18 protein-coding genes are annotated in these 23,827 nt (G+C 43.0%); 10 read left to right on the top strand and 8 right to left on the bottom strand.

Annotated features, from left to right (window positions below):
- The first annotated feature begins 263 nt into the window (after positions 1-263).
- Positions 264-1,187 carry a bile acid:sodium symporter family protein gene (locus PSYCG_RS11135; protein ID WP_020444287.1) on the top strand — a complete coding sequence of 308 codons (924 nt, stop codon included), beginning with the start codon at positions 264-266 and terminating at the stop codon, positions 1,185-1,187.
- A gap of 288 nt (positions 1,188-1,475) precedes the next feature.
- Here PSYCG_RS11135 and PSYCG_RS11130 read toward each other — a convergent pair whose 3' ends face one another.
- Positions 1,476-2,561: a formate/nitrite transporter family protein gene (locus PSYCG_RS11130; RefSeq protein WP_020444286.1), complete on the bottom strand. Its 1,086-nt coding sequence runs from the start codon at positions 2,559-2,561 to the stop codon at positions 1,476-1,478.
- 329 nt (positions 2,562-2,890) lie between these two features.
- Here PSYCG_RS11130 and PSYCG_RS11125 point away from each other — a divergent pair, with 329 nt between their 5' ends.
- The 6 genes from PSYCG_RS11125 (at position 2,891) to PSYCG_RS11100 (ending at position 10,548) form a co-directional block, all read left to right on the top strand.
- Complete coding sequence (locus PSYCG_RS11125) at positions 2,891-5,845, top strand: valine--tRNA ligase (protein ID WP_020444285.1); 2,955 nt, start codon at positions 2,891-2,893, stop codon at positions 5,843-5,845.
- A 293-nt stretch (positions 5,846-6,138) separates the two neighbouring features.
- Positions 6,139-7,773 carry a hypothetical protein gene (locus PSYCG_RS11120; RefSeq protein ID WP_020444284.1) on the top strand — a complete coding sequence of 545 codons (1,635 nt, stop codon included), beginning with the start codon at positions 6,139-6,141 and terminating at the stop codon, positions 7,771-7,773.
- A gap of 8 nt (positions 7,774-7,781) precedes the next feature.
- Entirely contained in the window at positions 7,782-9,077 is a 1,296-nt protein-coding gene (locus PSYCG_RS11115) for a VWA domain-containing protein (RefSeq protein WP_020444283.1), read from the top strand.
- Positions 9,078-9,093: 16 nt separating this feature from the next.
- Positions 9,094-9,504: a hypothetical protein gene (locus tag PSYCG_RS11110; RefSeq protein ID WP_020444282.1), complete on the top strand. Its 411-nt coding sequence runs from the start codon at positions 9,094-9,096 to the stop codon at positions 9,502-9,504.
- A gap of 166 nt (positions 9,505-9,670) precedes the next feature.
- The gene (locus PSYCG_RS11105) at positions 9,671-10,093 is read left to right on the top strand and encodes a YbaN family protein (RefSeq protein WP_020444281.1); all 423 of its coding nucleotides are present in this window, start codon (positions 9,671-9,673) and stop codon (positions 10,091-10,093) included.
- Between the two features lie 245 nt (positions 10,094-10,338).
- Complete coding sequence (locus PSYCG_RS11100) at positions 10,339-10,548, top strand: cold-shock protein (protein ID WP_010201661.1); 210 nt, start codon at positions 10,339-10,341, stop codon at positions 10,546-10,548.
- A gap of 253 nt (positions 10,549-10,801) precedes the next feature.
- On the opposite strand, the gene PSYCG_RS11095 is transcribed toward PSYCG_RS11100, so the two are convergent.
- On the bottom strand, positions 10,802-11,887 hold the full coding sequence (locus PSYCG_RS11095) for a YeiH family protein (protein WP_020444279.1): 1,086 nt from the start codon (positions 11,885-11,887) through the stop codon (positions 10,802-10,804).
- A gap of 227 nt (positions 11,888-12,114) precedes the next feature.
- On the opposite strand from PSYCG_RS11095, the gene PSYCG_RS11090 reads away from it, so the two are divergent.
- A complete protein-coding gene (locus tag PSYCG_RS11090; RefSeq protein WP_020444278.1) occupies positions 12,115-13,056 on the top strand; it encodes a LysR substrate-binding domain-containing protein in 942 nt (313 codons plus the stop codon).
- Between the two features lie 170 nt (positions 13,057-13,226).
- On the opposite strand, the gene PSYCG_RS11085 is transcribed toward PSYCG_RS11090, so the two are convergent.
- Positions 13,227-13,688: a universal stress protein gene (locus tag PSYCG_RS11085; protein ID WP_011514445.1), complete on the bottom strand. Its 462-nt coding sequence runs from the start codon at positions 13,686-13,688 to the stop codon at positions 13,227-13,229.
- A 363-nt stretch (positions 13,689-14,051) separates the two neighbouring features.
- On the opposite strand from PSYCG_RS11085, the gene PSYCG_RS11080 reads away from it, so the two are divergent.
- The gene (locus PSYCG_RS11080) at positions 14,052-17,114 is read left to right on the top strand and encodes an insulinase family protein (RefSeq protein ID WP_020444277.1); all 3,063 of its coding nucleotides are present in this window, start codon (positions 14,052-14,054) and stop codon (positions 17,112-17,114) included.
- A gap of 114 nt (positions 17,115-17,228) precedes the next feature.
- Here PSYCG_RS11080 and PSYCG_RS11075 read toward each other — a convergent pair whose 3' ends face one another.
- The 3 genes from PSYCG_RS11075 to PSYCG_RS11065 all read right to left on the bottom strand — a co-directional run bounded on the left by PSYCG_RS11075 (position 17,229) and on the right by PSYCG_RS11065 (position 20,083).
- Positions 17,229-18,548 carry a serine hydrolase domain-containing protein gene (locus tag PSYCG_RS11075; RefSeq protein ID WP_020444276.1) on the bottom strand — a complete coding sequence of 440 codons (1,320 nt, stop codon included), beginning with the start codon at positions 18,546-18,548 and terminating at the stop codon, positions 17,229-17,231.
- A gap of 131 nt (positions 18,549-18,679) precedes the next feature.
- Positions 18,680-19,243 (bottom strand): NUDIX hydrolase, encoded by a 564-nt coding sequence (locus PSYCG_RS11070; RefSeq protein WP_011514442.1) that lies wholly within the window; start codon positions 19,241-19,243, stop codon positions 18,680-18,682.
- 318 nt (positions 19,244-19,561) lie between these two features.
- A complete protein-coding gene (locus tag PSYCG_RS11065; protein WP_041772315.1) occupies positions 19,562-20,083 on the bottom strand; it encodes an HPP family protein in 522 nt (173 codons plus the stop codon).
- A gap of 159 nt (positions 20,084-20,242) precedes the next feature.
- Here PSYCG_RS11065 and PSYCG_RS11060 point away from each other — a divergent pair, with 159 nt between their 5' ends.
- Positions 20,243-20,980 carry an NUDIX hydrolase gene (locus tag PSYCG_RS11060; RefSeq protein ID WP_020444274.1) on the top strand — a complete coding sequence of 246 codons (738 nt, stop codon included), beginning with the start codon at positions 20,243-20,245 and terminating at the stop codon, positions 20,978-20,980.
- An 84-nt stretch (positions 20,981-21,064) separates the two neighbouring features.
- On the opposite strand, the gene PSYCG_RS11055 is transcribed toward PSYCG_RS11060, so the two are convergent.
- Both PSYCG_RS11055 and nhaA read right to left on the bottom strand, forming a co-directional pair.
- Positions 21,065-22,429 (bottom strand): oxygenase MpaB family protein, encoded by a 1,365-nt coding sequence (locus PSYCG_RS11055; protein WP_020444273.1) that lies wholly within the window; start codon positions 22,427-22,429, stop codon positions 21,065-21,067.
- 78 nt (positions 22,430-22,507) lie between these two features.
- Positions 22,508-23,710, bottom strand: a complete 1,203-nt coding sequence (gene nhaA / locus PSYCG_RS11050; RefSeq protein WP_011514438.1) for a Na+/H+ antiporter NhaA — start codon at positions 23,708-23,710, stop codon at positions 22,508-22,510.
- Positions 23,711-23,827 lie beyond the last annotated feature (117 nt).

Below are 23,827 nucleotides of genomic sequence, written 5' to 3'. Positions count from 1 at the left end.
ATTTGACTGGCGAGTTGTTGAATAAAACAGCTAAACCTAGCTTTTGCCCTATATACTCCCCTTATTAATTCTTAATTATTGTTGATAGTTAGCAATAGCATGCTATGAGATATGCTATAAAAGAATGGTTTAAAACGGGTGATGTCCGTTATCTATAAGCATTAGCAGGTAGTGACAAGCGTATTAGCAAGGATTGCTAATCAGGCATCATTGAATCATTATAAATTGACCTAGCAATAGGTCTTATCTACAGGGATGTAGTTATGGAAAGTCTGGCTCTAGTCACCTTAGTAAATAGCGTTGTTATTCCTATTTGCTTGTTTTTAATCATGATGGGTATGGGTTTGACCCTTATTACCAATGATTTTAAACGGGTATTAAAATACCCAAAAGCCGTTGGTATTGGCTTGACCAATCAGCTGATACTGTTGCCAATTATTGGCTTTGCCCTAGCTAATATCATGCCATTACGCCCAGAATACGCCGTCGGAGTTATGCTCCTCGTTCTGTGTCCGGGCGGCACTACCTCAAACTTATTTACCTATTTGGCTAAAGGCGATGTGGCGCTGTCGGTGACGATGACAGCGATTGCCAGCGTTATTACGGTATTTACCATTCCCATTGTACTGAGTTTTTCATTGATTTATTTTATGGGCAGCGGTAGTGAGTTTGAATTGCCGGTAGTAAAAACCGTGCTTACCTTAGTGGTACTGACGATTGTACCTATTAGCATTGGGATGCTGATTAAACGCTACGCACCAAAAGTCGCCGATCGCTCACAAGTCTATGTGTCTCGATTTGGGGTGATATTTTTAACGTTTTTAGTGCTGTTTTTGTGTTATGTACAACGCGATATCATTGTCGACGCCTTTATCGCTACCGGCCCTGTATCGGTATTATTAAACGTCTCAACCATGGCGCTCGGTTATTATAGTAGCAAATGGTTCGGTCTTAACTTAGCGCAAAGGACTTCGGTGACGCTAGAAGTCGGTCTACAAAACAGTACCTTGTCGATATTTATGGCATTAACGCTATTATCTAACTACGATATGTCGATGATGCCAGCTATTTATACCTTGGTAATGTTCCTAACGGCAGGCATTTTGGTGCGTATATTTAGCGCTCGGCACAATAAGTTAAGAAAGTCTGAGATAGAAAGTAGTGTGTTGGCAGCGCGTATGCTGTAAATAGGGATGAGTTATTTGTATAATTACTCAGGCATAATTGCTCGATTATAATTTTTTAGTTATAAAGCTGCATAACCGCTTTCGATATAGTCAGTGCTAAATAAAATAAGTACAAATGTTATAAAAGGCTACTGTGGTAAATTTTCCTTGCTTGCTGTGTGCTTTGCACGCCAGAGGCTGCGTAAAACTTCTCCCAGCAGCCTTGTACTGTTTTTCAATGGAATTATTATAGTTAAAAGCGGTTGTGGAATTTACGCGCCCGATTTAAAAATACCGTACTAATTATCTCTAGTAAGGTCCACGGATATTGTTTTGTGCTTCTAACTTATCCTTAGCTGTTTCTTCCTTTACTTTGGCTAATTCAAATAGGAAGGTACGGTTTTTAAGTATCGCGACAAATACCACGCCGCCGACGGTATTGCCAACCAACACCACGGCTAAAAACAGCAAATAACGCCCCAAGCTGACGGTATTGCCATAGAGCAAGGCTGAGAATACTTCGATATTACCCACGATACTATGATGCAAACCCAAAAAGCCGATACTGCCAGTAATAAGCGTCACCAAGACGATGCGGCTAAGGGTATCGCGCGCTGAGGTTACAAGCCACGCGGTGACGCCCATCATCCAGCCTGCCAAGATGGCACTGCCAAATATTACCCACCATCTAAACCCTAAGATATGCTCGGCGTAAATATCAATGTCGCTGACGCTAAACAGCTGCATATTTAAACCCAAACCTATCATTAATGCCGCAAATAAACAGCCGCCAACGACGTTGCCAGCGATGACGATTGCCCACAGGCGTAGCAGCTTATTGAGCGGTTCGATTTTATTGAGCACAGGTAGGCTTAAGAGTGAGGTTTGTTCGGTAAATAATAGCGACTGACCGATGACGACGATGATAAAACCAATCGGGTAAAGTAGGGAGGCGAGTACAACCGCATAATGGCTCGGTAGCACGCCACTCAAAAGCGCAAAAGCCGCTAAAATCATAAAGAAGCTGATACCTATCTCAAGGCCAGCGGTAAAAGCACTGGTAAATAGTGAGCCAAGTGAGCGCTCAAAAGTTTCTCTGGCATCCATCACTTGCTCGACTAAGATACTAGCATAGCTTTTTGCTTGACTTAAATTGTCATCGTTGGCGACTTTTTTGATGGTTTCTTGGTCTTCTTTGCTAATATCCTCAGAGAAGTCTTCGTATTCCAAGTTTTCTTTTGCATTAGTGTCGTCTGGCGTATCCGCATCGCTAATATCTTTATTTTTAGTACTAGATGGATGATTAGTGCTCTCATCAATCAAGCGCTTATCATCTATCTTGTCAGCTTTAGAGTGGCTGCTATTGTTATAAGTGTGCTCAGTATCTTGGGACACAGTTGGCTCGCTATTTATCAGGCTATCATTTTAGGATAAAAACGCCATTTATTATGCTATACGATAACTATATAAGTTCTCGCATCACCTGTATTTTATAACACGACTAGGATTTATTTTGTGGGAAGTTCAGCCGATTGGAGTTGTTTATTGGTATTTTCTGCTATTTGCTGGTGTTAGGGGCGTAATGACGCGCTGTAAGGCTGATAAATTACCTTAGCATCTAACAAAATCTGCCTATCTGCGTTAAAATCACTCTATTCATTATTTTCCTAATTTTTAACGTATTTATTTGACCACATTCATTATTCACAAAAGACCTTTTTATTATGAGCACTCCTGATATTCAAAGCAGCAAAACTAACCTGACCCAATCTATCCAAGCGGCACTTAGCCAACTTGAAAACGCCTATAATCCTGCGGAAGTCGAAGCGGGCATGTATCAAGGTTGGGAAGAAAGCGGCTATTTTCAGCCGACTTTTGACAAAGAAGAGTCATTTTCTATTGCCTTGCCACCACCGAACGTCACTGGCTCGCTGCACATGGGACATGGTTTTAACAACGCAATCATGGATGCGCTCACACGTTACCACCGCATGGATGGTGACAACACGCTGTGGCAGCCAGGTACGGATCATGCGGGTATCGCAACTCAAATGGTCGTTGAGCGTCGCCTAGAGGCGCAAGGTATCAAGCGCCGTGATATGACGCGTGAAGACTTTATCGATAAAGTATGGGAATGGAAAGAAGAGTCGGGCGGCAATATCACTAGCCAAATTCGCCGTTTGGGCAGCTCGGTGGATTGGTCACGTGAGCGCTTTACCATGGATGATGGTCTGTCTAACGCGGTAAAAGAAGTGTTCGTACGCCTGTTCGACGATGGACTTATCTATCGTGGTAAGCGTTTGGTCAACTGGGATCCTAAGTTCCAAACCGCATTGTCTGATTTAGAAGTGGAAAACCATGACGAAAAAGGCAGCTTGTGGCATTTCCGCTATCATTTCACGGATGCAGACTTAACGACTCAAGATGGTAAAAACTATCTAGTGGTTGCTACTACGCGCCCTGAGACTTTGCTTGGTGATACCGCTGTTGCGGTCAATCCGAGCGATGAGCGTTATGCACACTTGGTCGGCAAAACCATTACCTTGCCAATCACTGGTCGTGTCGTGCCTATCGTCGCTGATGATTATGTCGATATCGATTTTGGTACTGGCTGTGTGAAAATTACTCCAGCGCATGATTTCAACGATTATGAATTGGGTCGTCGTCATAGCTTGCCATTAATTAATATTCTTGATGAGCGCGCCAATATTTTGCCAGCGATGGAAGTCTATCCTGACTTGCAGACACGTGAGCCAGAATTAGAGACCACGCCAAGCGAGTACGCAGGACTTGAGCGTTTTGCTGCGCGTAAGTTCCTTGTCGAGCAAGCAGGCGAGCAGGGCTGGCTAGAAGATATCGAAGACTACGCACTCAAAGCCCCGCGTGCTGAGCGTGGCAGTACGATCGTTGAGCCATGGTTGACCGATCAGTGGTATGTCGCAGTCAAAGAGCTTGCCAAGCCTGCGATTGACGCGGTAGAAGACGGTAGCATCGAATTCGTCCCTGCGCAGTACAAAAACATGTATATGTCGTGGATGACCGATCTACAAGACTGGTGTATCAGCCGTCAGTTGTGGTGGGGTCATCGTATCCCTGCATGGTATGACGATGCGACGGGTGAAATCTATGTCGCCCGTGACGAAAGCGAGGTACGTAGTAAGTACAATCTCAGCGACGATATCGTATTGCGCCAAGATAATGACGTGCTCGATACGTGGTTCAGTTCTGGTCTATGGACGTTCAGTACGCTTGACTGGGCAGACGTCAACGCCGATCCACGCGTGATGGATACCTTTCACCCGACCAGCGTGTTGGTGACGGGTTTTGACATTATCTTCTTTTGGGTTGCCCGCATGATCATGATGACCATGCACTTCGTGAAAAACGAAGATGGCACGCCGCAAGTACCGTTTAAGACCGTTTATGTGCATGGTCTGGTACGTGATGGCAATGGTCAAAAAATGTCAAAATCAAAAGGTAACGTCTTAGACCCGATTGACCTTATCGACGGTATCGATCTAGAAGCACTGGTAGAAAAACGCACCAGCAATATGATGAATCCAAAAGATGCGGCCAAAATCGAAAAGCAAACGCGTAAAGAGTTCCCAGAAGGTATCCCAGCCTTTGGTACGGATGCACTGCGCTTTACCTTTACCTCATTGGCCAGTACCGGTCGCGATATTAACTTTGATCTAAAGCGTGTCGAAGGCTATCGTAACTTCTGTAATAAAATCTGGAACGCCAGCCGTTTTGTACTCATGAACTGTGTCGATAGCGAAGGCAGTGCCAAGCCTATCGATCAAGCGGCCAACCCTGACGTTTGGGAATTGCCAGAAAAATGGATCATGAGTCGTCTGAACTCTACCGTTACCGATATCCATCAGCATTTCGCCCAGTATCGTCTCGATATGGTCAGCCAAGATATCTATGAGTTTATCTGGAATGAGTACTGTGATTGGTACGTTGAGCTTGCCAAAGCCAGCCTAAATGATGACTCGGTGTCTGACGAGCGTAAAGCGCAAATCCGCTATGTACTGCTGCACGTGCTAGAGACGGCGCTACGCTTTAGCCATCCAATCATGCCGTATCTGACTGAGCAAATCTGGCAGACGGTTGCACCGCTACTGAATCGCAAAAACACTGACAGCATCGTGGTCGCTGACTATCCAAAAACGGATGATGCACAAATCAGTGAGCAGGTTGAGGCGGATATGGCGTGGCTACAGGAGCTAATCGCTAGCGTCCGTAACATCCGTGGTGAGATGAAACTGGGTAACGCGGTACGTCTACCAGTGCTACTACAAAATATCTCTAGCGATGAAGATGCGCGTCTATCACGTATCAAAAACCAGTTCAAAGCGCTTGCCAAAGTCGAGAGCTTGGAAATCGTCAAAGAAGGCGATGAAGTGCCACTATCGTCATCAAGTATGGTCGGTCAGCTACGCGTGCTTGTGCCAATGAAAGGTCTTATCGATCCAACGGCTGAGCTGGCTCGTTTGGGCAAGTCTTATGATAAGTTGAAAGGTCAAGCCGAAGGTATCGCTCGCAAGCTAGGTAATGAAGGCTTTGTCAGTAAAGCACCTGCGGAAGTGGTCGATGCTGAAAAGGCGAAACTGGCTGAGCTAGAAGGGCAGTTGACGGCTATGGCGGGGCAGATGGAAGAGTTAAAGGCGTTGTAATTAGTATAAAAGTATCTGTATAAACAAAAAACGCTGTCATAATTTATGACGGCGTTTTTTATTGTCTGTTGGTTAGTGCTCAAACTAATTATTAGTTCTAATAAATACTGAATATTTGTATGCTATTATTTACAGTCTATTAATATGAACTCGAATATATCTATATAAGCTGCAAAAAGTATCGTTAGTAAAGCATCTGCGGAAGTGGTTGATGCTGAAAAGGTTAAACTGGCTAAGTTAGAGGGGCAGTTGACCACGATGACAGCGTAGATGGAAGAGTCAAAGGCGTTGTAATGAAATACACATTAGTGAATCCATCCAAGTCTAAGGGTTTTAGTCATTCAAATGTATTCACTATAAAAGTAAAATGTAAAATAGATGATTGCTTAAATCTTACGTTCGGCACATTGGATAAGTGTGCCTTACATTGTGAAAAAGGTGATTATCGCACAGATTGGTACAATGGTTTACTATCAGAATTTACCAACTTATTAAATAGTTATATATTGAGCTACTTTAAGGATGACTATTATAGTTACAAAGGTCTAAACCACCATGCTAACCAGTTGGTTTACGAATTAAAAGCATATCTTAATACTAGTAGAGATCTTCATTTATCGACTGTAATAGAAAGGTTTTTTTGTGAAATTGATATAGTTTTTTCAGGTATAAGATTTCCAACTAGAGATAGCAGGGATAGTTTTGATTACTTCAAGACATTAAAAATGTTTAAAGGAATACATTTTATCAATTGTGTATTTTACTTAGACGATTTAAATATAAGGGAGATAAGTTTTTTCTTTGAAAGTTGTTACTTTGCAAGTGATTTTTCGATTAAGCCAGTAACACTACTGGATAGTGTTACTGACTCATTATTCTCTGAATGTACATTCAATGGGAAAACGCAAGTTATCCCAAATGAAGATAATAACTTTGTTGAAAGTACTTTGTTTTCAGGATGTGTTTTCAATGATGATTTAACTATCTGCGATATGAGTATTAGAGCAGATATATTTGATTGTGAAGAAGATTCAAAAGGTAGAATTCCGAATTTAATAATTTTATCAAGTGTTTTTGAATCTAGTTTGAAGTTGAATTCAATGCACATAAATAAACTTTTTATCGAAGATACTGAATTCGAATCTAAATTTGAAATAAAAAGCAGTGTAATTAAAAATTTGGATTTTAGGAACTCTAATGTAGGAAAAGTATTTGACTCATTTGAAAGTAAATTTGAAAAGTCATATTTCTATAAGAGTATTTTTAATGGCTTTGCTGTCTTTGAAGAAGTAACGTTCGGAGTAGTTGGTAAGGATACAGAAGAATATCAGGCTAAGTTTATATATACCACTTTCATGAGTTTTTCTAACTTTAGACGTACTAATTTTTTATCTGGATTAGACTTTGAAAACTCTAATTTGAAAGAACAGCCTAATTTCTTAAAAACTAAAATTAATCCAATAAATACTAATAGAGAAACATTTAGAATTATTAAAAATTCTTTCGATGATGTTGGTAACCGACTTGAAGCGAATAGATTTTTTGTTGAAGAAATGAGTGCTTATAAAAAAGAACTTAATGATGGTGGCGACAAATGGGATAGATTAATCTATCGTGCTAATGAAGAAATTTCAGATTTTGGACGAAGTTATATTAAGCCTAGTATACTACTGTTTTTAAGCTTAGTAATTTATACAAGTTTATTATCTATTCATAAGTCATTTTTTGAAAGTTATGATTATCTTTTACATCCTTGGTTTGATTGTTTGTCAATTCAAGTTAATGAAGCTGCAAAAAACTTCCTACCCTTCAGTCGTTTTTTAGAGAACAGTAGCGGTATAGAATTTATCAGCTTACTATTTTATATTTGGTTTGGCATACTGATTTGGCAAATTGTTGTAGCTGTTAAACGACACACTCAACGTTAAGGAACACCATGAACCATCTCACTGTCGGACAACGCTCGCCTTTAAGCAATCTTGCTATTGATGATACCGCACCAATCACGCTTAAGTTCACCCGCCAAAGCCCAATAGAGATGGACATCAGCTGCTTTGCCTTAAACGCAGCGGGCAAACTGATCAATGATGATTATATGGTGTTTTACAATCAGCCAACCTCACCTTGTGGGCAAATCAAGCTCACCCATTACGAGTCGCAGCCAACGGCGAACAAAGGCATCCAAGCCGAATTTGAAGTGAATTTATCCAAGCTGGCTACTAATATAGACAGCTTGTTTTTTGTGTTATCAGCCGATACGCCGCTCAATCAAATTCAATCGTTAGAGATTGGCATTTGGCAGCAGTCACAAAAAGTGCAGGCAGAATATCAAGCAGCAGACTTTGCCCAGCAGCAAGCCAGTATGTTGATGCAGCTGTATCGTAAGAGTGGCGTTTGGCGAGTATCTAACGTCGCGCAAGGCTTTAATGGTGGCCTTGCCGCCATCGTGCAGCATTTCGGTGGTGACGTAGAAGAGAGTAGCCCGCAAGTACTCGAGCCGACCGTAACGCCAGTTCAAGCAAAACCGTCGTTAGAGAAAGTCATGCTAGACAAAGCGCCAAAGCTGGTCAATCTGGCCAAAAAAGCCACGATATCGCTTGAGAAACGCCAATTGCAGCAATTAACCGCAAAGGTAGCACTGGTGTTAGATGCCTCAGGCTCAATGAACAGGCAGTACAAAAAAGGCCGCGTGCAAGAGGTGGTTAACCGCTTATTGCCATTAGCAGTGAGCTTTGATGATGACAAAGCGCTAGACTGCTGGGCATTTGCCCGAGATCCGCAGCATTTGGGCGAGATTGGGCTGAGCAACTATGAGGGTTTCATTGACAACGCTCATGGTGGTTGGCGCAAATGGGTACTTGGTCCACGCATCAACAATGAAGCAGAAGTCATGAAAGCCGTGACGGAGTTTTATCAAAAGGACGGCTTGGATGTGCCTATCTACGTGCTATTTATCAGTGATGGCGGAGTGAATGACAATCGCGGTATCACGAGAGTCATGACGGAAGCCGCGAAACTACCGATATTTTGGCAGTTTGTGGGCTTGGGTGGTCGTAGTTATGGCATCCTAAAAAAACTAGACGACATGACAGGGCGCGTGATTGATAATTGCGACTTCTTTGAACTCGATGACTTGGACGATATCAGCGAAGAAGCCTTGTATGAGAATATGCTAGAAGAGTTTCCAATATGGCTAAAAGAAGCTCGTAAGATTGGATTGATAACATCATAACTGAGGAGTAACCGCCATGTTCACTGTGAAAACAACATCAACTACAAAAGCCCTCACTTTAAGTGCTTTGTTTGTGAGTCTAAGCGCTTGCGTCTCTTTACCTACCAATGAAAACATCTTAACAGATGCTGATCTTATTCGAGCTGCCCAGCAAAAAGAATCAGCACCAACCGAAGGCGCGCAGCAGAAGGTCATTGGCGTGCATAACGGTATTGCAGTGGTCAAATCCTTTCAGTGCTCAGACCTTTGTCCGCAGAATACCTTGCGCGTGATTTATTATGACGTACCTACCGATGCCACTTGTGACAGTATCGGCGGTGTGACCAAATCCATATTAGTACCCATCGCCATTACTGTGATGCCAAAAGAATACTGTTTTCCAAAAGCAATCGCTGATTACTGGGAAAGCTATCCTGCCAAACCATAGTGAATAACGACCGATATTTACCTAACTGCTAAACAAGCTACGTATCGGTAGCAAAACCGTGCAAAATCAGTCTTGAACCTAGGTTTCAATTTCTTTATCTTTGATAACTTATATAGGTAGTCCATACCTGATGACCTAATGTCTCACACTGACTGATAAAACTATCATGACTCAATCAAAAAAATCTTTTTATTACCGACCCAAGACCAATCAACATAACAATCCAACGGTGCGTTGGATGTTTTTGATATTTGGTTGGTTGTTTTTTGCCTTGGGTATCATTGGGGTATTATTACCTGTCATGCCGACCGCACCTTTTATCTTACTAGCGGCAGGGTGCTGGGCGCGTAGCTCACGACGCTTTCATTTTTGGCTGATTAATCATAAATATTTTGGTAAATTCGTCCGAGATTGGGAAGATCGCCATGCTGTACCTTTATATGGCAAGTGGCTAGCGACGATAATGATGGCAATTTCAACAACAATGTTATTTTTTAACATTCCTGCAGATATGATGTGGGTAGCTTGGCTGGTAGCCACGGTCTGTACTGGGGTAGCGGTCTATTTGTTCCGTTTGCCAAATGCCTAAAATGCGTTGATTTTAGGGCGAAAAACAGCCAAAAAGCGGCTTTGGTTACATGAAATCTAAGATAATACTTGCGAAAATGGGATCTTGCCCTTATAATACTTCCAAGCTTAAGAGCAGTTCTGCACCAAATCATTACCTCGTAGTATTAGTTATAATCCTTCGTTTTAATATTTATCGTTCAGTAGCTATTTGCAAGCGTTACCGGTCACTAGACCATTAATAAATTTAAAAGTAGGATTATCAATATGTCAGATACTCAAAAAGGTACAGTTAAGTGGTTCAACGAAGCTAAAGGCTTTGGTTTTATCGCTCCAGAAACTGGCGCAGACGTTTTTGCTCATTACAGCGAAATCACTGGTTCAGGTTTCAAAACTTTAGCTGAAGGCCAAGAAGTTGAGTTCACTGTAACTCAAGGTCAAAAAGGCCCACAAGCCCATAACATCGTTGCTATCTAATCTGTCTTTATAGACGCTTAGAGCAAGATGAAAAAAAAGCGAACCTTCGGGTTCGTTTTTTTTCGTCTACGATTTAAGATAAGCTATTTGCAACTAAAAGCTTAATATTTATAACGTGCGCTTTATGTTGAGTGGCTTTTAAATCAGACAATGAACCAAAAATGCCGATGACTACGCTGGTCGTCGGCATTTTTGATCTATATAACTCACAGCAATAATGATAACGAGCGGCAAGGATATTTGGTAGTTTACTTTAGCCAATCAAGCTAATACCAATATTAATAAATCCACCTCCAACGATCAGCCAAGCAAACATAATCGTCCCAAGTATTAAAGGTTTGACGCCCGCTTGTTTAATAGCGCTCAGATGCGTAGTTAAGCCCAGCGCAAACATCGCCATGGTGAGCAGCACATCGTCTAGCATGACCATACTACGCTCAAAGCTTGCGGTCATCGGCACCCAAGTGTGCAGTAAGACGATGGCAATAAATATAAAGGCAAACCAAGGGACTTTGACTTCTTTAATACGACTCATAAATGAAGCATTTTCACCATTTTCACTACAGCCTTTGGTCAGAGCAAAAGACAATACCAGTAAGAAAGGGGCGAGCATCATGACCCGAATCATCTTGGTGACAACAGCTGTATCACCCACTTCAGGACTGACTGCGTTACCAGCGACGACGACTTGAGCCACTTCATGAATGGTTGAACCCGTATAAACTCCGTACTGCTGAGCATTTAACCAAGGTTGCAACCAACCAAGATGGTATAAAAACGGATAGAGTAGCATCGCAACCGTACCAAAGACCACCACTGTCGCCACGGCGATAGTGACTTTATGCGCTTCTGCTTTAACGATTGGGTCGGCGGCGATGACGGCGGCAGCACCGCAAATACTGGCACCTGAGCCTATCAATAGCACGGTTTGTTTATCGACTTTTAATAATTTGGTACCTATCCAATAGGTCAATAAAAAAGTCGATGTTAGTACCAGTGCATCCGTCATAACTGCTGGCATACCCACGCTAGCAACTTGGGTCACTGTTAGTTTAAAACCATAAAACATAATGGCGAGTCTTAAAATCTGCCCTTTAGCAAAACAAACTCCTTCATTTAAACGCTCAGCAAAATTGGTATAGACCGTATTGCCAAGTATCATCCCGATTAAAATCGCCAGCGTCAGTGATGACAGTCCTACGATGCGCCCATTTGTCCATGTGTTTACACTAGTATTGAGCCATAAACAAAATAAACTGCCAATCAGCACGACGATGAGCCCTGCTAGATGGCCGCTGCGTGGAAAATAGTTGTTCACTGATCGGGTCAAGGCGTACATGACTGACTGTCCTATTGTTTATAATCGAAATAAGCATAAGCTTATGAATAGACATTATAAGATAGACCAATCTATAATAAAAACAGATTAATTAGATACAAATTATCGATTTTATAGGTTGATAGACAGTCTTAGGGTTAAAAAGATAGTTTTTTAGATAATAGAGGGTTTTTAAAATAACAGATGATTTTTAGATTGTATCAATAAGATAGGATGTCAGAGAAATTATGAAAAAAGCCATGCAGGGATTACCAAAGATTACCCTCAAGCAATTATCAGTGTTTGTCAGTATTTATCAAACAGGTAGTACCAGCCGTGCCAGTGAAGTGCTGCATTTATCGCAGTCGGCGGTCAGTAGTGCGTTGACAGAATTAGAAGCAAGGCTGCAAATGCCATTGTTTGAGCGGGTCGGGCGCAGGCTCAATCAGCACCCTAATGCCCATCCTATTTATATACAAGCTCAAGCTATCTTAGGGCAGTCGTTGACACTAGAACATTATCATAAGCACCAAGCAGGGCAGATCCATATCGGTGCTAGTACGACTATTGGCAATTACGTACTGCCGCCGCTGCTTGCCAAGCTCTATGAGGCGCTGCCAGATGCAGATGTTGATATGTATATTGCCAATACTCAAGAGGTAGTAGCAGAAGTTGAGCAACTAAATATTGATATTGCTTTAGTCGAAGGGATGCCGCGCCCAGTAGATATGAAGGTGATTGAGCAGCGCGTGTGGCGCACTGATACATTGATGATTTTTGCTAAGCACAACAGCAAATGGTTGACTGATGTAGGTTATTACAACGATGCAAATAATTGCTATGAGCTGAATATTGATCAACTATCAATGCTACCACTATTGGTACGAGAAGCGGGTTCAGGTACGCGGCAGATCATCGATGAGCAATTATTGCAGCATTTGCCCAATGCTGAGGTGATTATGGCAATACAGCAGTCGGAGGCGATTAAGCATATGGTCAGCGCTGATATTGGACTTGGGTGCCTGTCACAGCACGTCATTGAAGCAGAGCTTGCAACAGGGAAGCTGGTACAAGTGCAGGTTGCAGGAATTGATTTGTCACGTACATGGTGGCTGGTATGGCATAAAGCGCGCCATCAAAGCCCGATTTGGCAAAGCTTTATTGATATTATTCAAGAGGATCGTGTTTAAAGGTAGCTATAGTCAATTCCGTATTAAAAAATATAGCGAAACTGGGATAAATTTTTTGTAGCCTCTGTCGGCGCAGCCACAGCAAGCAAGAAAAATTTGTACCAGTTTCGCCCTATAATAAAGTGCATTCAGCTTATTTAGTATCGACTGTATTAATTCTATGCCTACACTTATTTATTAACGGGCTTATCAAGTCTCACAACTAAGCTGTCACAAGGTACATTTGGCAAGATATTATCTGCCGTTGCGCCACTAAGCCAAGCTGCTATCCCATGACGTTCATGACGACCAATAACCAATAAATCAACGTCATTCTTATGGCAATAGTTGACGATGCCTTCACTATTTGAGATGGCAGTTGTCACTTCAGAGTTGACCACATGTAAGTCATTACGATCCAAAAACTGCGCCAGTTTTGCACGCGCTTCTTGGCAACGCTCATCATCAATCTCATCATATAAGCTTGAGGCAGGCACCAGCTCGTAGCCAAAGCCAACCATGGTATCTTTTACGATATGTAATACCGATAATTTGGAGTCAGGACGATTATCAACGATACGCTTGGCTTTTTGAGCAACCAAGTCAGCATCGGATAGTAAATCGGTGACCAATAAAATATGTTGGTAACTCATGAGCGGCTCCTTCCTTGTGGCAGATGATTTTAACTATAGCACTACTAATGACTGCTGTTAAGTAGGCTTTGTTAAATCGGGCGCTATCTTTATCCGTTATTCTTGATGACTTATTGTTTTTCTCCACCCACTGTCTTGACTTACTAGCGTATTAGCCCCATCTACTGTCGTTAGGCAAATTCTTTTTAGCTGATAAATGCCATTCAATTCGAAGATGACCTATGATGCTTTGATAACTCTAATTGTTTATTCAAAGCGATCTTTTTATAAATATAAATTTTACTATTTTAATTGCTGATATCGATTTCATACCTTGGTTATTGGCTAAGATGATACTGAAGTAATTAATGCATAAGGATAACCATGACTGACACGCTATTTACTGCTGATTTAACCCTGCATCCTGCCTTTGAGCTGATTGAGCACCGCCATATCGATGCATTATCGATGGATGTGCTGATCAGTCAGCATATCAAAACCGGAGCGATGCATTATCACTTGGCGCATCCGAGTGATGAAAATGCCTTTTTGGTTGGCTTTCGTACCCAGCCGATGGATTCAAAAGGTGAGGCGCATATTTTAGAGCACGTGGCTTTATGTGGTTCTGAAAAGTTCCCCGTTCGTGACCCGTTCTTTTCGATGATTAAGCGCTCATTAAATACCTTTATGAATGCGATGACCGCTGCAGATTGGACAGCGTATCCGTATGCCACACAAAATAAAAATGATTATTTTAACTTGCTTGCTGTCTATCTTGATGCGTCATTTTTCCCCAATATTCATCCACTCGATTTTGCCCAAGAAGGCATCCGTGTTGAGTTGGACGAAAATGATAAGCCACAGTTTAAAGGTATCGTCTTTAATGAGATGAAAGGCGCAATGAGTGGCGAGATTGACCAGCTGTATCATACGGTCGCCCATCATCTGTTCCCAACAACGACCTATCACTATAATTCGGGCGGTGATCCTGCTGATATCCCAGACTTGACTCATAATGAGCTGGTTGAATTCCATCAGAGCCATTATCATCCGTCAAACAGTGTGATTATGAGCTTTGGTAATATTCCAGTCGCTGAAACGCAAGCAAAAATCCATGACGATGCTTTGATTCAATTTGAAGCAGGCAAAAAACACGTCTCGCGTCCAGAGCAGCGTTTGTCTGCACCGATTAACGCAGTTGATACTTATACGGCTGACGAAGCCGGTCCTGACCAAACCCATCATGTGGTTGCGTGGTTATTACCATCGATTACTGATCCGAAGCAGCGTTTGGCCTTGCGTCTATTAGAAGGCGTATTGATTGAGCATGCTGGTTCGCCGCTACGTGCTTATTTGGACAGCCATCCACTCGGTAAAGCGCCAAGTCCATTATTGGGATTGGATGACAGTCATTATGAAATGGTCTTTTATACCGGTTTACGCGGCTCTAACCCTGAACATGCTGAAGCAGTAGAGCAGGGTATTATTGATTTGCTTAAAGAGGTCGCCAGCAAACCGATTGATGATGAAACCATTGAAACTATCTTGCATCAAATCGAGATTGATCAGCGTCATATCGGCGGCGATAGCATGCCTTATGGTCTAAATCTCATGCTAGAAGGCTTTAGCACTGCCATTCACGATGGCAACCCTATTGATGTTTGGGAAGTTGATGAGCATTTGCAGTGGCTACGTGAGCAAGTAAAAGATGCGCAGTGGCTGCCAAATTTAATTAAGACGCATCTGTTAGATAACCAGCATCGTGTGCGCGTCACAATGACGCCTGATAGTGAAAAAACAGCCCGTTTGGCAGCAGCTGAGCAGACTCGTCTTGATACCATCGAGATGGATTTGACCGCTGATGATAAAGCTATCTTAAAACAACAAGCGCTTGATTTGGCAGTGCGCCAAGCAGCGCCTGATGATTTAAGCTTATTACCAAAAGTAGGTCTAGAAGACGTACCGACCGATATCAGCTTTAAGCAAGGCACCCAAAAGCAGATTAATTTAAGTGGCAAAGAAAGTACGTTATTCGAATATGAAGCGGGCACTAACGGCTTGTATTATTATCAAATCATCGTACCGTTAACCGATGAGATTGGCGGGGATAAGAATGAAGAGCTGCCAGTTAATGAAGTGATTAATCATCCGCTGTTGCCTATCTATTTGAGCTTATTATCAGAGCTGGGTACGGATTCTCTAAGCGCTCATGAAATGCAAGCGAAGCAAGCAGCGCATTCTTCTGGTGTGACGGCTCGTATCAGCCAACGTACCAATGTCGATGACAGCCAAGCGATTAGCAGCTACTTTGTGGTGGCAACGCGAGCGCTCAATCGTAAACCCGAAGCAATAGATTTGCTCAAAGAAGTCATGGAGCACAGTATCTTTAGTGAGCATGATCGTATCAAAGAAATCTTGCAGCAGCGTCAAGCAGGCTGGCAATCAAACCTTGCCGGTTCAGGGCATTCTTATGCCATGCAAACGGCTAGTCGCGGCATGAGTCGCCAAGCGCAGCTAGAGTATGTGCGTAGCGGTCTGCCAGCATTGAATGCGCTAAAAGACTTCTTAACCCATGCCAGTAGCGATGATGCACAGTGGGATAAGCTTGCGACGAGTTTGATGGACTTACATCAGCGTTTGATTAGTTTGCCTAAGCACGCGGTTATTATTTGCGAAGCCGAACAAACTGAACGCTTGAGTAACTTAATCGTTGAGAGTTGGAAAGACAGTCAAGCGCCGAAGATTGCAGCGCAGTTAAAAAATTCTGATGCGATTATCGAAGCAAATATTCCAAGTGAGTTTACGGAATTATCGCTAAATGCTGCATTAAGTGGTGAAAACACAGCTGCAACAGAAGAAGTAGCCGTTGACGATTTGGCATGGCTGGTTCCAACCAATGTCTATCATAATGCCAGTGCTTATACCGTTCCTACGGCTGATCATCCTGATACGGTAGCCCTGATGGTATTAGCGCCTTACCTGCGCAATGGCTATCTGCATAGCGCCATTCGTGAGCGCGGTGGTGCTTATGGCGGTGGTGCGGGCTACGACGCCAATGCTTGTGCCTTTAAGTTCTTTAGCTATCGCGATCCACAGTGTGCTGAGACTTTTGCCCATTTCGATGCCAGTATCGAATGGCTGTTGAATGAACCGCAAACCGATGAGCAGTTAGAAGAAGCCATCTTAGGTATTATCTCAGGAATGGATAAGCCAGGCTCTCCAGCAGGTGAGGCAATTAAAGCCTGCTTCGCTGATTTGCATCATCGCGGTGTTGACTGGCAACGTAAAATGCGTGCAGCAATTTTGGCTGTAACAGTAGCTGACTTGCAACGTGTTGCTAAGCAATACCTGCAAGGGCAAAAGCATGTCCGCGCGGTATTAGCGCCTTATGATAAAGAAGCAGCAGTACAAGAGCTTGGCTTTAAAGTCTGTAAAATTAAAAGCTAGCTTTTAACTTGTAAAAAATCAGTATCTATATAAAAAACCGCCGCTTCCAGTATTTATATTGAAAGCGGCGGTTTTGTTTTGGTTGAGTATTTTAAAGCGCTATTTCTTAAAGGCTTACTTTTTAATTAAGTAATTAGCGACTGCTTTATAGGCAGGTAGCGAAGTTGGGTCGATTTTACCATTACTGGCTTCAGGGTATGAGGAAAAGCGAACGATGACCATATCGGCTGCTGGATCAACATAGACCGTTTGACCGTGGACGCCACGTGCTGCATAAATAGGCGTGGGATTATTAAACAGCCACCACATACTTTTATAGCTGCCATTATTGAGCTGTTTATAGCCCGCTTTTGCAAATGCGCCTTTATCACCGCCAGCTTCGATATTATCGACTACCGCTGTTGGGAATAAGCGCTCACCATTCATCTCGCCTTTATTGAGCATCAAGCTGCCAATACGTGCCATATCATGCAAACCTGCACTGATGCCGCCGCCAGCAAACGGCGTACCCTTAGCATCGACCGTCATATACGCGCTTTGTTCGGCACCGATTTTTTGCCAGATACGTTCAGAGAGCAGGTCATCGATTGCCTTGCCAGTGGTGCGTGAAATAATCCAGCCGAGTGCATCACTATTGATGGTTCGATAGTTAAACTCTACACCGTGCTCGCCCTTTTTAGGTACCGTTTGCAGATATTCAAAATAGCCATTGGGTCCGCTATAGCCTTTGGGTTTTGGTAACGGGCTTGCCGCTTCTGAATACTTCCAGATGTCTGCGTCAGGATCGGCATAGTCTTCACTATAATCGAGCGCCGTGGTCATATCCATCACTTGGCGTACGGTGGCATCGCCAAAGCCACTTTTTGCCAGCTCAGGAATAATAGAGGCAACCAATGCCTTATCATCAAGCTTACCTTCGGTGACGAGGATTTCTGCTAATAATCCTGTCATTGACTTGGTCATCGACATTGCGGCGTGATTACCCAGCTCATTGAGGCAACCATTTTGACGCTCATAGACGACCTTGCCATGATGCATGATCATGATGCCGTCTGTATAGTTGGCATCAAGTGACTGCCGCCATGTCATAGGGCGTTTGCTATTGGTTGGGGTAAAGGTAATGGCATCAATATTTTTATCGAGTGCATAGTCAAGTTTGGATGGTGCACCGATACCGCGACTGACTTCAGTAGTGGGCATTAGCTCTCGAATATGACAGACTGTCCAACGCAGTTTGGGAAAGCTAAAAAAGTCAGACTGTGGTTGAGTGATTAGCTTGTCTTTTGGAGGCGGGAATCCTTGCATCCAGCCGAGCGTTTGCGGGTCTGATTCCTTAGCGGTTAAAGAAGTGTTTTCAGCATGACCGCTTACACTCGTCAGCCCTAGGGCTAAAGTTAGCGGTAATAGGGCAAAAGAGTGTTGTAGTGTCAGCATGGTATCCTCGCGACTTAGCTTAAGCAGTTAATATTAGGCAATAAAAAACCGTTGATAAGATTTGAGCTTAATTCTTATCAACGGTCTTTACTACTTGCTTTTGTAAGTCAGCTTTTTAGCGAGCTTCGTTATTAATAGCGCTTAATGGCTTGGTCTTTGCCAATGATCTCTTGATGAATTGGGAATTGATCATAACTGTCGTAATGTTGACGGTCTGCAAAATAGCTTTTTAGGGTACGGCGTACCGCTTCAAACGCAAGCTTATCCCAAGGAATGTCTTCTTCTGTGAATAACGCACAATCAAGACTTTCAGAGCCGATACCATAAGCACCGTCTTTTAGTTCGGTGATATAGATGCTATAGATTTGACCAATATCTGGAATGTCATACAAGCAATATAAATGTGGATTGATCACGACCGCGTCAGCCTCTTCAAAGCTCTCACGCGCGGCACCTTCGGCCATGGTTTCGCCGTTTTCCATAAAGCCTGCAGGCAACGTCCATAAGCCATACTGTGGCTCGATTGCGCGTCGACAGAGCAGCACCCGATGTTTATGGACGACCAGTGAACCACAGATTATCTTTGGGTTTTCATAATGAATATAATGACAGTTTGGGCATACCAAACGCGGTATATTATCCGTAGCTGGTATTTTGCGTTCTGCTTCACAACCGCATTGTAGACAATAGCGCATATCGACTGCCTTATATAATGAAATGAGAGAGATAAGGTTAATTTAAGACATATAACTTTAAGATTTATAATTGTTGTTGTATCAGATACTAGGGCTATCGAATATCAGATGATTATCTGACAATCGCCCTTTATATTAAGATAACACAAATCTTCCTCATACTGGCAATGATAATAACAGCGTATTTTGTGAGTTGAATCACCGTTGGAACTCCTTGTGTGCTAACAGAATAGACCAAGCCTATCAGTCACACAAAAGGTATGCAGTTATTATCAGATTGCGCTAGGCTATAAGTGACTCTATTTTAAATTGACTATGTTACCAATAGCGCGGGTAGTGTCTGCCACGACCAATGTTGTTGTAAATGAGCGCTACCATTACTAAGGCAAGGGCACCTACTAGCGTCGGAGTGAGCAAAAAATGCCACTTTACGCCGCCGAGCATCACAATCAATGGATTGGATCCTGCAGGTGGATGCGGTACGCGCAGCAGTAACATGAGAGCAATTGCCGTACCAACGGCAAGGGACAAGCTCCACCACTCAACCCCAAATAAAGACATAAAAGCTAAGCCAGTAAAGGTAGTAATAAGATGACCACCGACAATGTTTCTTGGCTGAGCAAAAGGGCTTTCTGGATAAGCAAAAATAAGCAGGCAGCTGGCGCCAAATGAGCCCAAAATCATCGCGATATTTTGCCAATTTCCCAGTAATGCCAATACAGCAGTGGCAAATGTTCCGCCAGCCCAAGCAATGGCAATGATGACTAATGGCAATCTTTGCGGGCAATCATCAGTTTTGCCCTGCATTTTATGTAATGAAAAAATCTTATCCACGAGCATTTCCTAAATAATATATGAATGACACCCTTGATCCATGAGGACCAATTGCAGTCGTACAATGATAAAAGACCAAGTCTGTCTGACGGTTGTCGCAATCTGCTTGCTGCAACGATTCAACGCTTTGATGGCTAATACTGATAAAAATACAGGGCAATTATAATGCTAAATCCCTCACAGTCCGTACGTTTTGATGAAATGACAGTCGCTGTACCAGATTTTATACGTTATCCCACGATCAGAAAGTTGGCTGAACGGGTGCAGCACGAGACCTTAAAGGCTATTGCTAGTCCCGCGCTTTATGACTCTCACGACCATTCGCGCAGTGCCCGTATTTTAAATAGTCTTTATCAAACCCCAATCGCCGATGCTTCTATCTTGGTCGCTATCACTCATGAGCGCCATCCTAAGCTTCTGCTGACTCGCCGCGCTGCTCATATGAACAGTCATGCTGGCGAGGTATCCTGTGCTGGTGGCAAACATGAAGTAGGTGATGGTAACAATGTCGTTACCGCCCTACGTGAGGCTTGCGAGGAAACTGCGCTACCGCCTAATAAAGTTCAGCTGCTTGGTCAACTGCCTATCCAAACCTCTAAAAGTGGTATGAGTGTACGTCCTATTGTGGCTCTTATTGCGCCAGATCTGCTTTTGGTGCCAGAGCTTGGTGAGATATCACGCATTTTTTGGGCAGATTTTGAGACTTTATTAACTCAGCCGACAGTCGAATATTCCATAGAATATACATTGCAAGATCAGGCAGCAACGCTACTGACACCGAGCTGGCAAGTAGATGGCGAAACAGTGTGGGGTCTGACGGGACGAGTCATTGCCAGTTTATTAGAAACAGGCTTTGATCGGCAACTAGAGTGGTATTACCGCATACAAGATACTCGATCATAGAAGTGTTAGATACTCGCTAATAATCATGTTTTTGGCAAAGGAGGATCGTTATTATAAACGTTAGTGATAATGAATGAATGCATTCTATTTATAATACTCATCATTTTTCTTTAACCACCAGTTCATATTGTCTTGGCGTTTAGCACGAAATGCTTCTAGCTTGTTGGCGACTCTACTATTGTGTTGACGGGCAGTATCTAGGGCAAATAGAATCGGCACGGAAGACAATACGCCAAAGCGTATTTTTGATTTTGGTAGGTTTAGCCCATCGCCAATATCATCACCAACCAAGGTACGGGTCACGCTGGCATTGACCATCTCAACAAAACGCCCACGGCGATTGTCCTCACCCATCAGCTGACGTGGCAAATCATGCAGGGCTTTTGCCAGTGGTCGTCCCATTTTAAAATCAAGCTGCTGAATCGACAAATAGGTATAGAGCCATTCCCAACAGGCGGCTTCATCTTTTGGCAGGCGATCTAAGTCAACCCCCATCCAATAACTGGCAAGATTCCATAAATGCAAAATGCCTTCTGCTTCCTCAGTGCTAATACGGGCGCCAAGCAATCTTAATCCGCGCATAATCAACAGTGAAAACTGCAAATGAGTAGCAATCATATCGGTTTGATTGATAGGAATACCCCAATATGCGGTATTCCAGCTGCCATCTGGGTTGTGATGTTGGTTGGAATCTGGTATGACGCCTTTAGCAGCATTGCCTTTACCTTTGAGCAAGTTCTGTCGTACTGAGGTATGTATTTGACGTACTTTAATGGATTGCTGCCAACCTTCAGAGCCGATAGCCAATACTCGTTCAATATTAGGTTTGCTATGCTCTGAATCTAAATGCAATTGAGGGTGCTCAGAGACCGCCAAGATATAGGCGTAGGTACGCATCAATCTTGGTAAAGCGTCATGCATCAGTGCGCCAGTCTGAATCAGCGGTAGCGATAAGGCAGGGATACTATAGCCTGCCATGAGAGCCACATTACGCAACAACCAAATCAGCATCAGTGGATAACGGCGATAGGCAACCGCGCCGATTTGGGCAAGCTTAGGATCAAACCAATCGGGATGGCGACTAAATTGTTCAGTTAATGCGTTGAATGAGGAATTATTCTTGAGGTTAGAGTCCGCTTTCTTATCAATAATAAACTGCTGTAATGGCTTGGCAAAACGAATGCCATCAGAGGCTAGATCATCTGCTATTGGATCGCCAATATCGTAGCCTGCAACTATTTCCTCTAACAAATCTTGCGATATGACAAAGTCTTTTGGCAGTAGATAGCGCTTAATGCGTTTTAATACTTGCAGATCACTATGGTCATCAATGGCAGTGGTGCGTCCATGACGCTGATAAGAAACAGGCGCTTGATGACAGCCTGCACCTTGCCGAGCACTGGCGGCACTTGTTTTAGCGATTTTTTTAGAGATGTCGATGGAATCCATATTTATAAGCAACTCTGTATCAACTGCTTTTTATTAAGTTGATTGAGCTACTGTGGGATAAAGTAGCTCAATCGTGCATTAAGAATGGCGCGTTAAGTCTACAGAGGTTACATTAACCTCATCTTTTAAAGTGGCTTTGAGCATCATATAACCTGCGATACCAGAGACGATTGAACCCATAATGATACCCAAACGCTCATCAAATAATGGCGTCTCACCGGCAAATGCAAGCCCACCGATAAACAAACTCATGGTAAAGCCCACACCACATAACAATGCTGCGCCGTAGATTTGCTTAAAGTTCATGCCTTTTGGCATAGTAGAAATGCCCAGTTTAAAGATTAACCAGCACATCAGCATAACGCCTACTTGTTTACCGATGAACAATCCGGCGGCAATACCAAGCGGCACAGAATGAAACAGCTCACCAAACCCTGCGCCCTTAAGCGAAATGCCCGCATTGGCAAAAGCAAATAATGGCAGGATACCGTAAGAAACGGTGTTTTGTAGGTCGTGCTCAAGCTCTTCAAGCGGGGAATGCTCAGGGTCAGTGCGATCAAATAAAGGAATAAATAGCGCCAATACAACCCCAGCTAACGTTGCATGGATACCGGATTTGAGTACGGCAACCCACATGATAACGCCAATTAGCAAATAAGGAGTTATGCTAGTAACGTTACGGCGATTAAGCAGATATAAAAACGGCAGACATAAGCCCGCGATAGCCAGTGAACCAAGCGATAAATCATTGGTATAAAATAAAGCAATGATAATAATCGCGCCGATATCATCAAAGATAGCAATTGAGACTAAGAATACTTTTAATGAATTGGGTACGCGATTACCAAGTAAACTCAAAATACCAAGAGCAAAGGCGATATCGGTTGCGGCAGGAATCGCCCAACCTCGCCAAAACTCAGGTTCATTATAGTTAAAAAACAGATAGACGATGGCTGGCATGATCATGCCGCCAAGAGCCGCCCCTGCTGGCAAGATAATTTGCTTTACATTGGACAGCTCGCCGATTAACACTTCACGCTTAAGCTCAAGTCCCACTAAAAAGAAGAACACTGCCATCAAGCCATCATTAATCCAATGATGCGCATCTTTAGCGATTGAGAAGCTGCCAATTTGAATAGCGACAGGTGCGTGAATAAAGGATTCGTACCACGTATTTAGAGAAGTATTAGCAATAATCATTGCTGCGATAGCTGCCAGCGCTAGGACGATACCGCCCGAAGCCTCGAGATTAAAAAACGCTCTGATTTTATGTATTGCCATATTGTCCTCATTAACTAAATAAAACGTGCGAAAGTATTCAAAAGCTCAAGTATTTTTGTATGTCTGTAATGGCTCCGCCTTAAGTACGCGACCACATATGGGCATGAGTCTTTGTTA

Origin of the sequence: Psychrobacter sp. G (genome assembly GCF_000418305.1) — a bacterium.
GTDB classification, from domain to species: Bacteria; Pseudomonadota; Gammaproteobacteria; order Pseudomonadales; family Moraxellaceae; genus Psychrobacter; species Psychrobacter cryohalolentis.
Note: the sequence above shows the minus strand (reverse complement) of the source record. Positions and strands in the feature narration are given on the sequence as shown.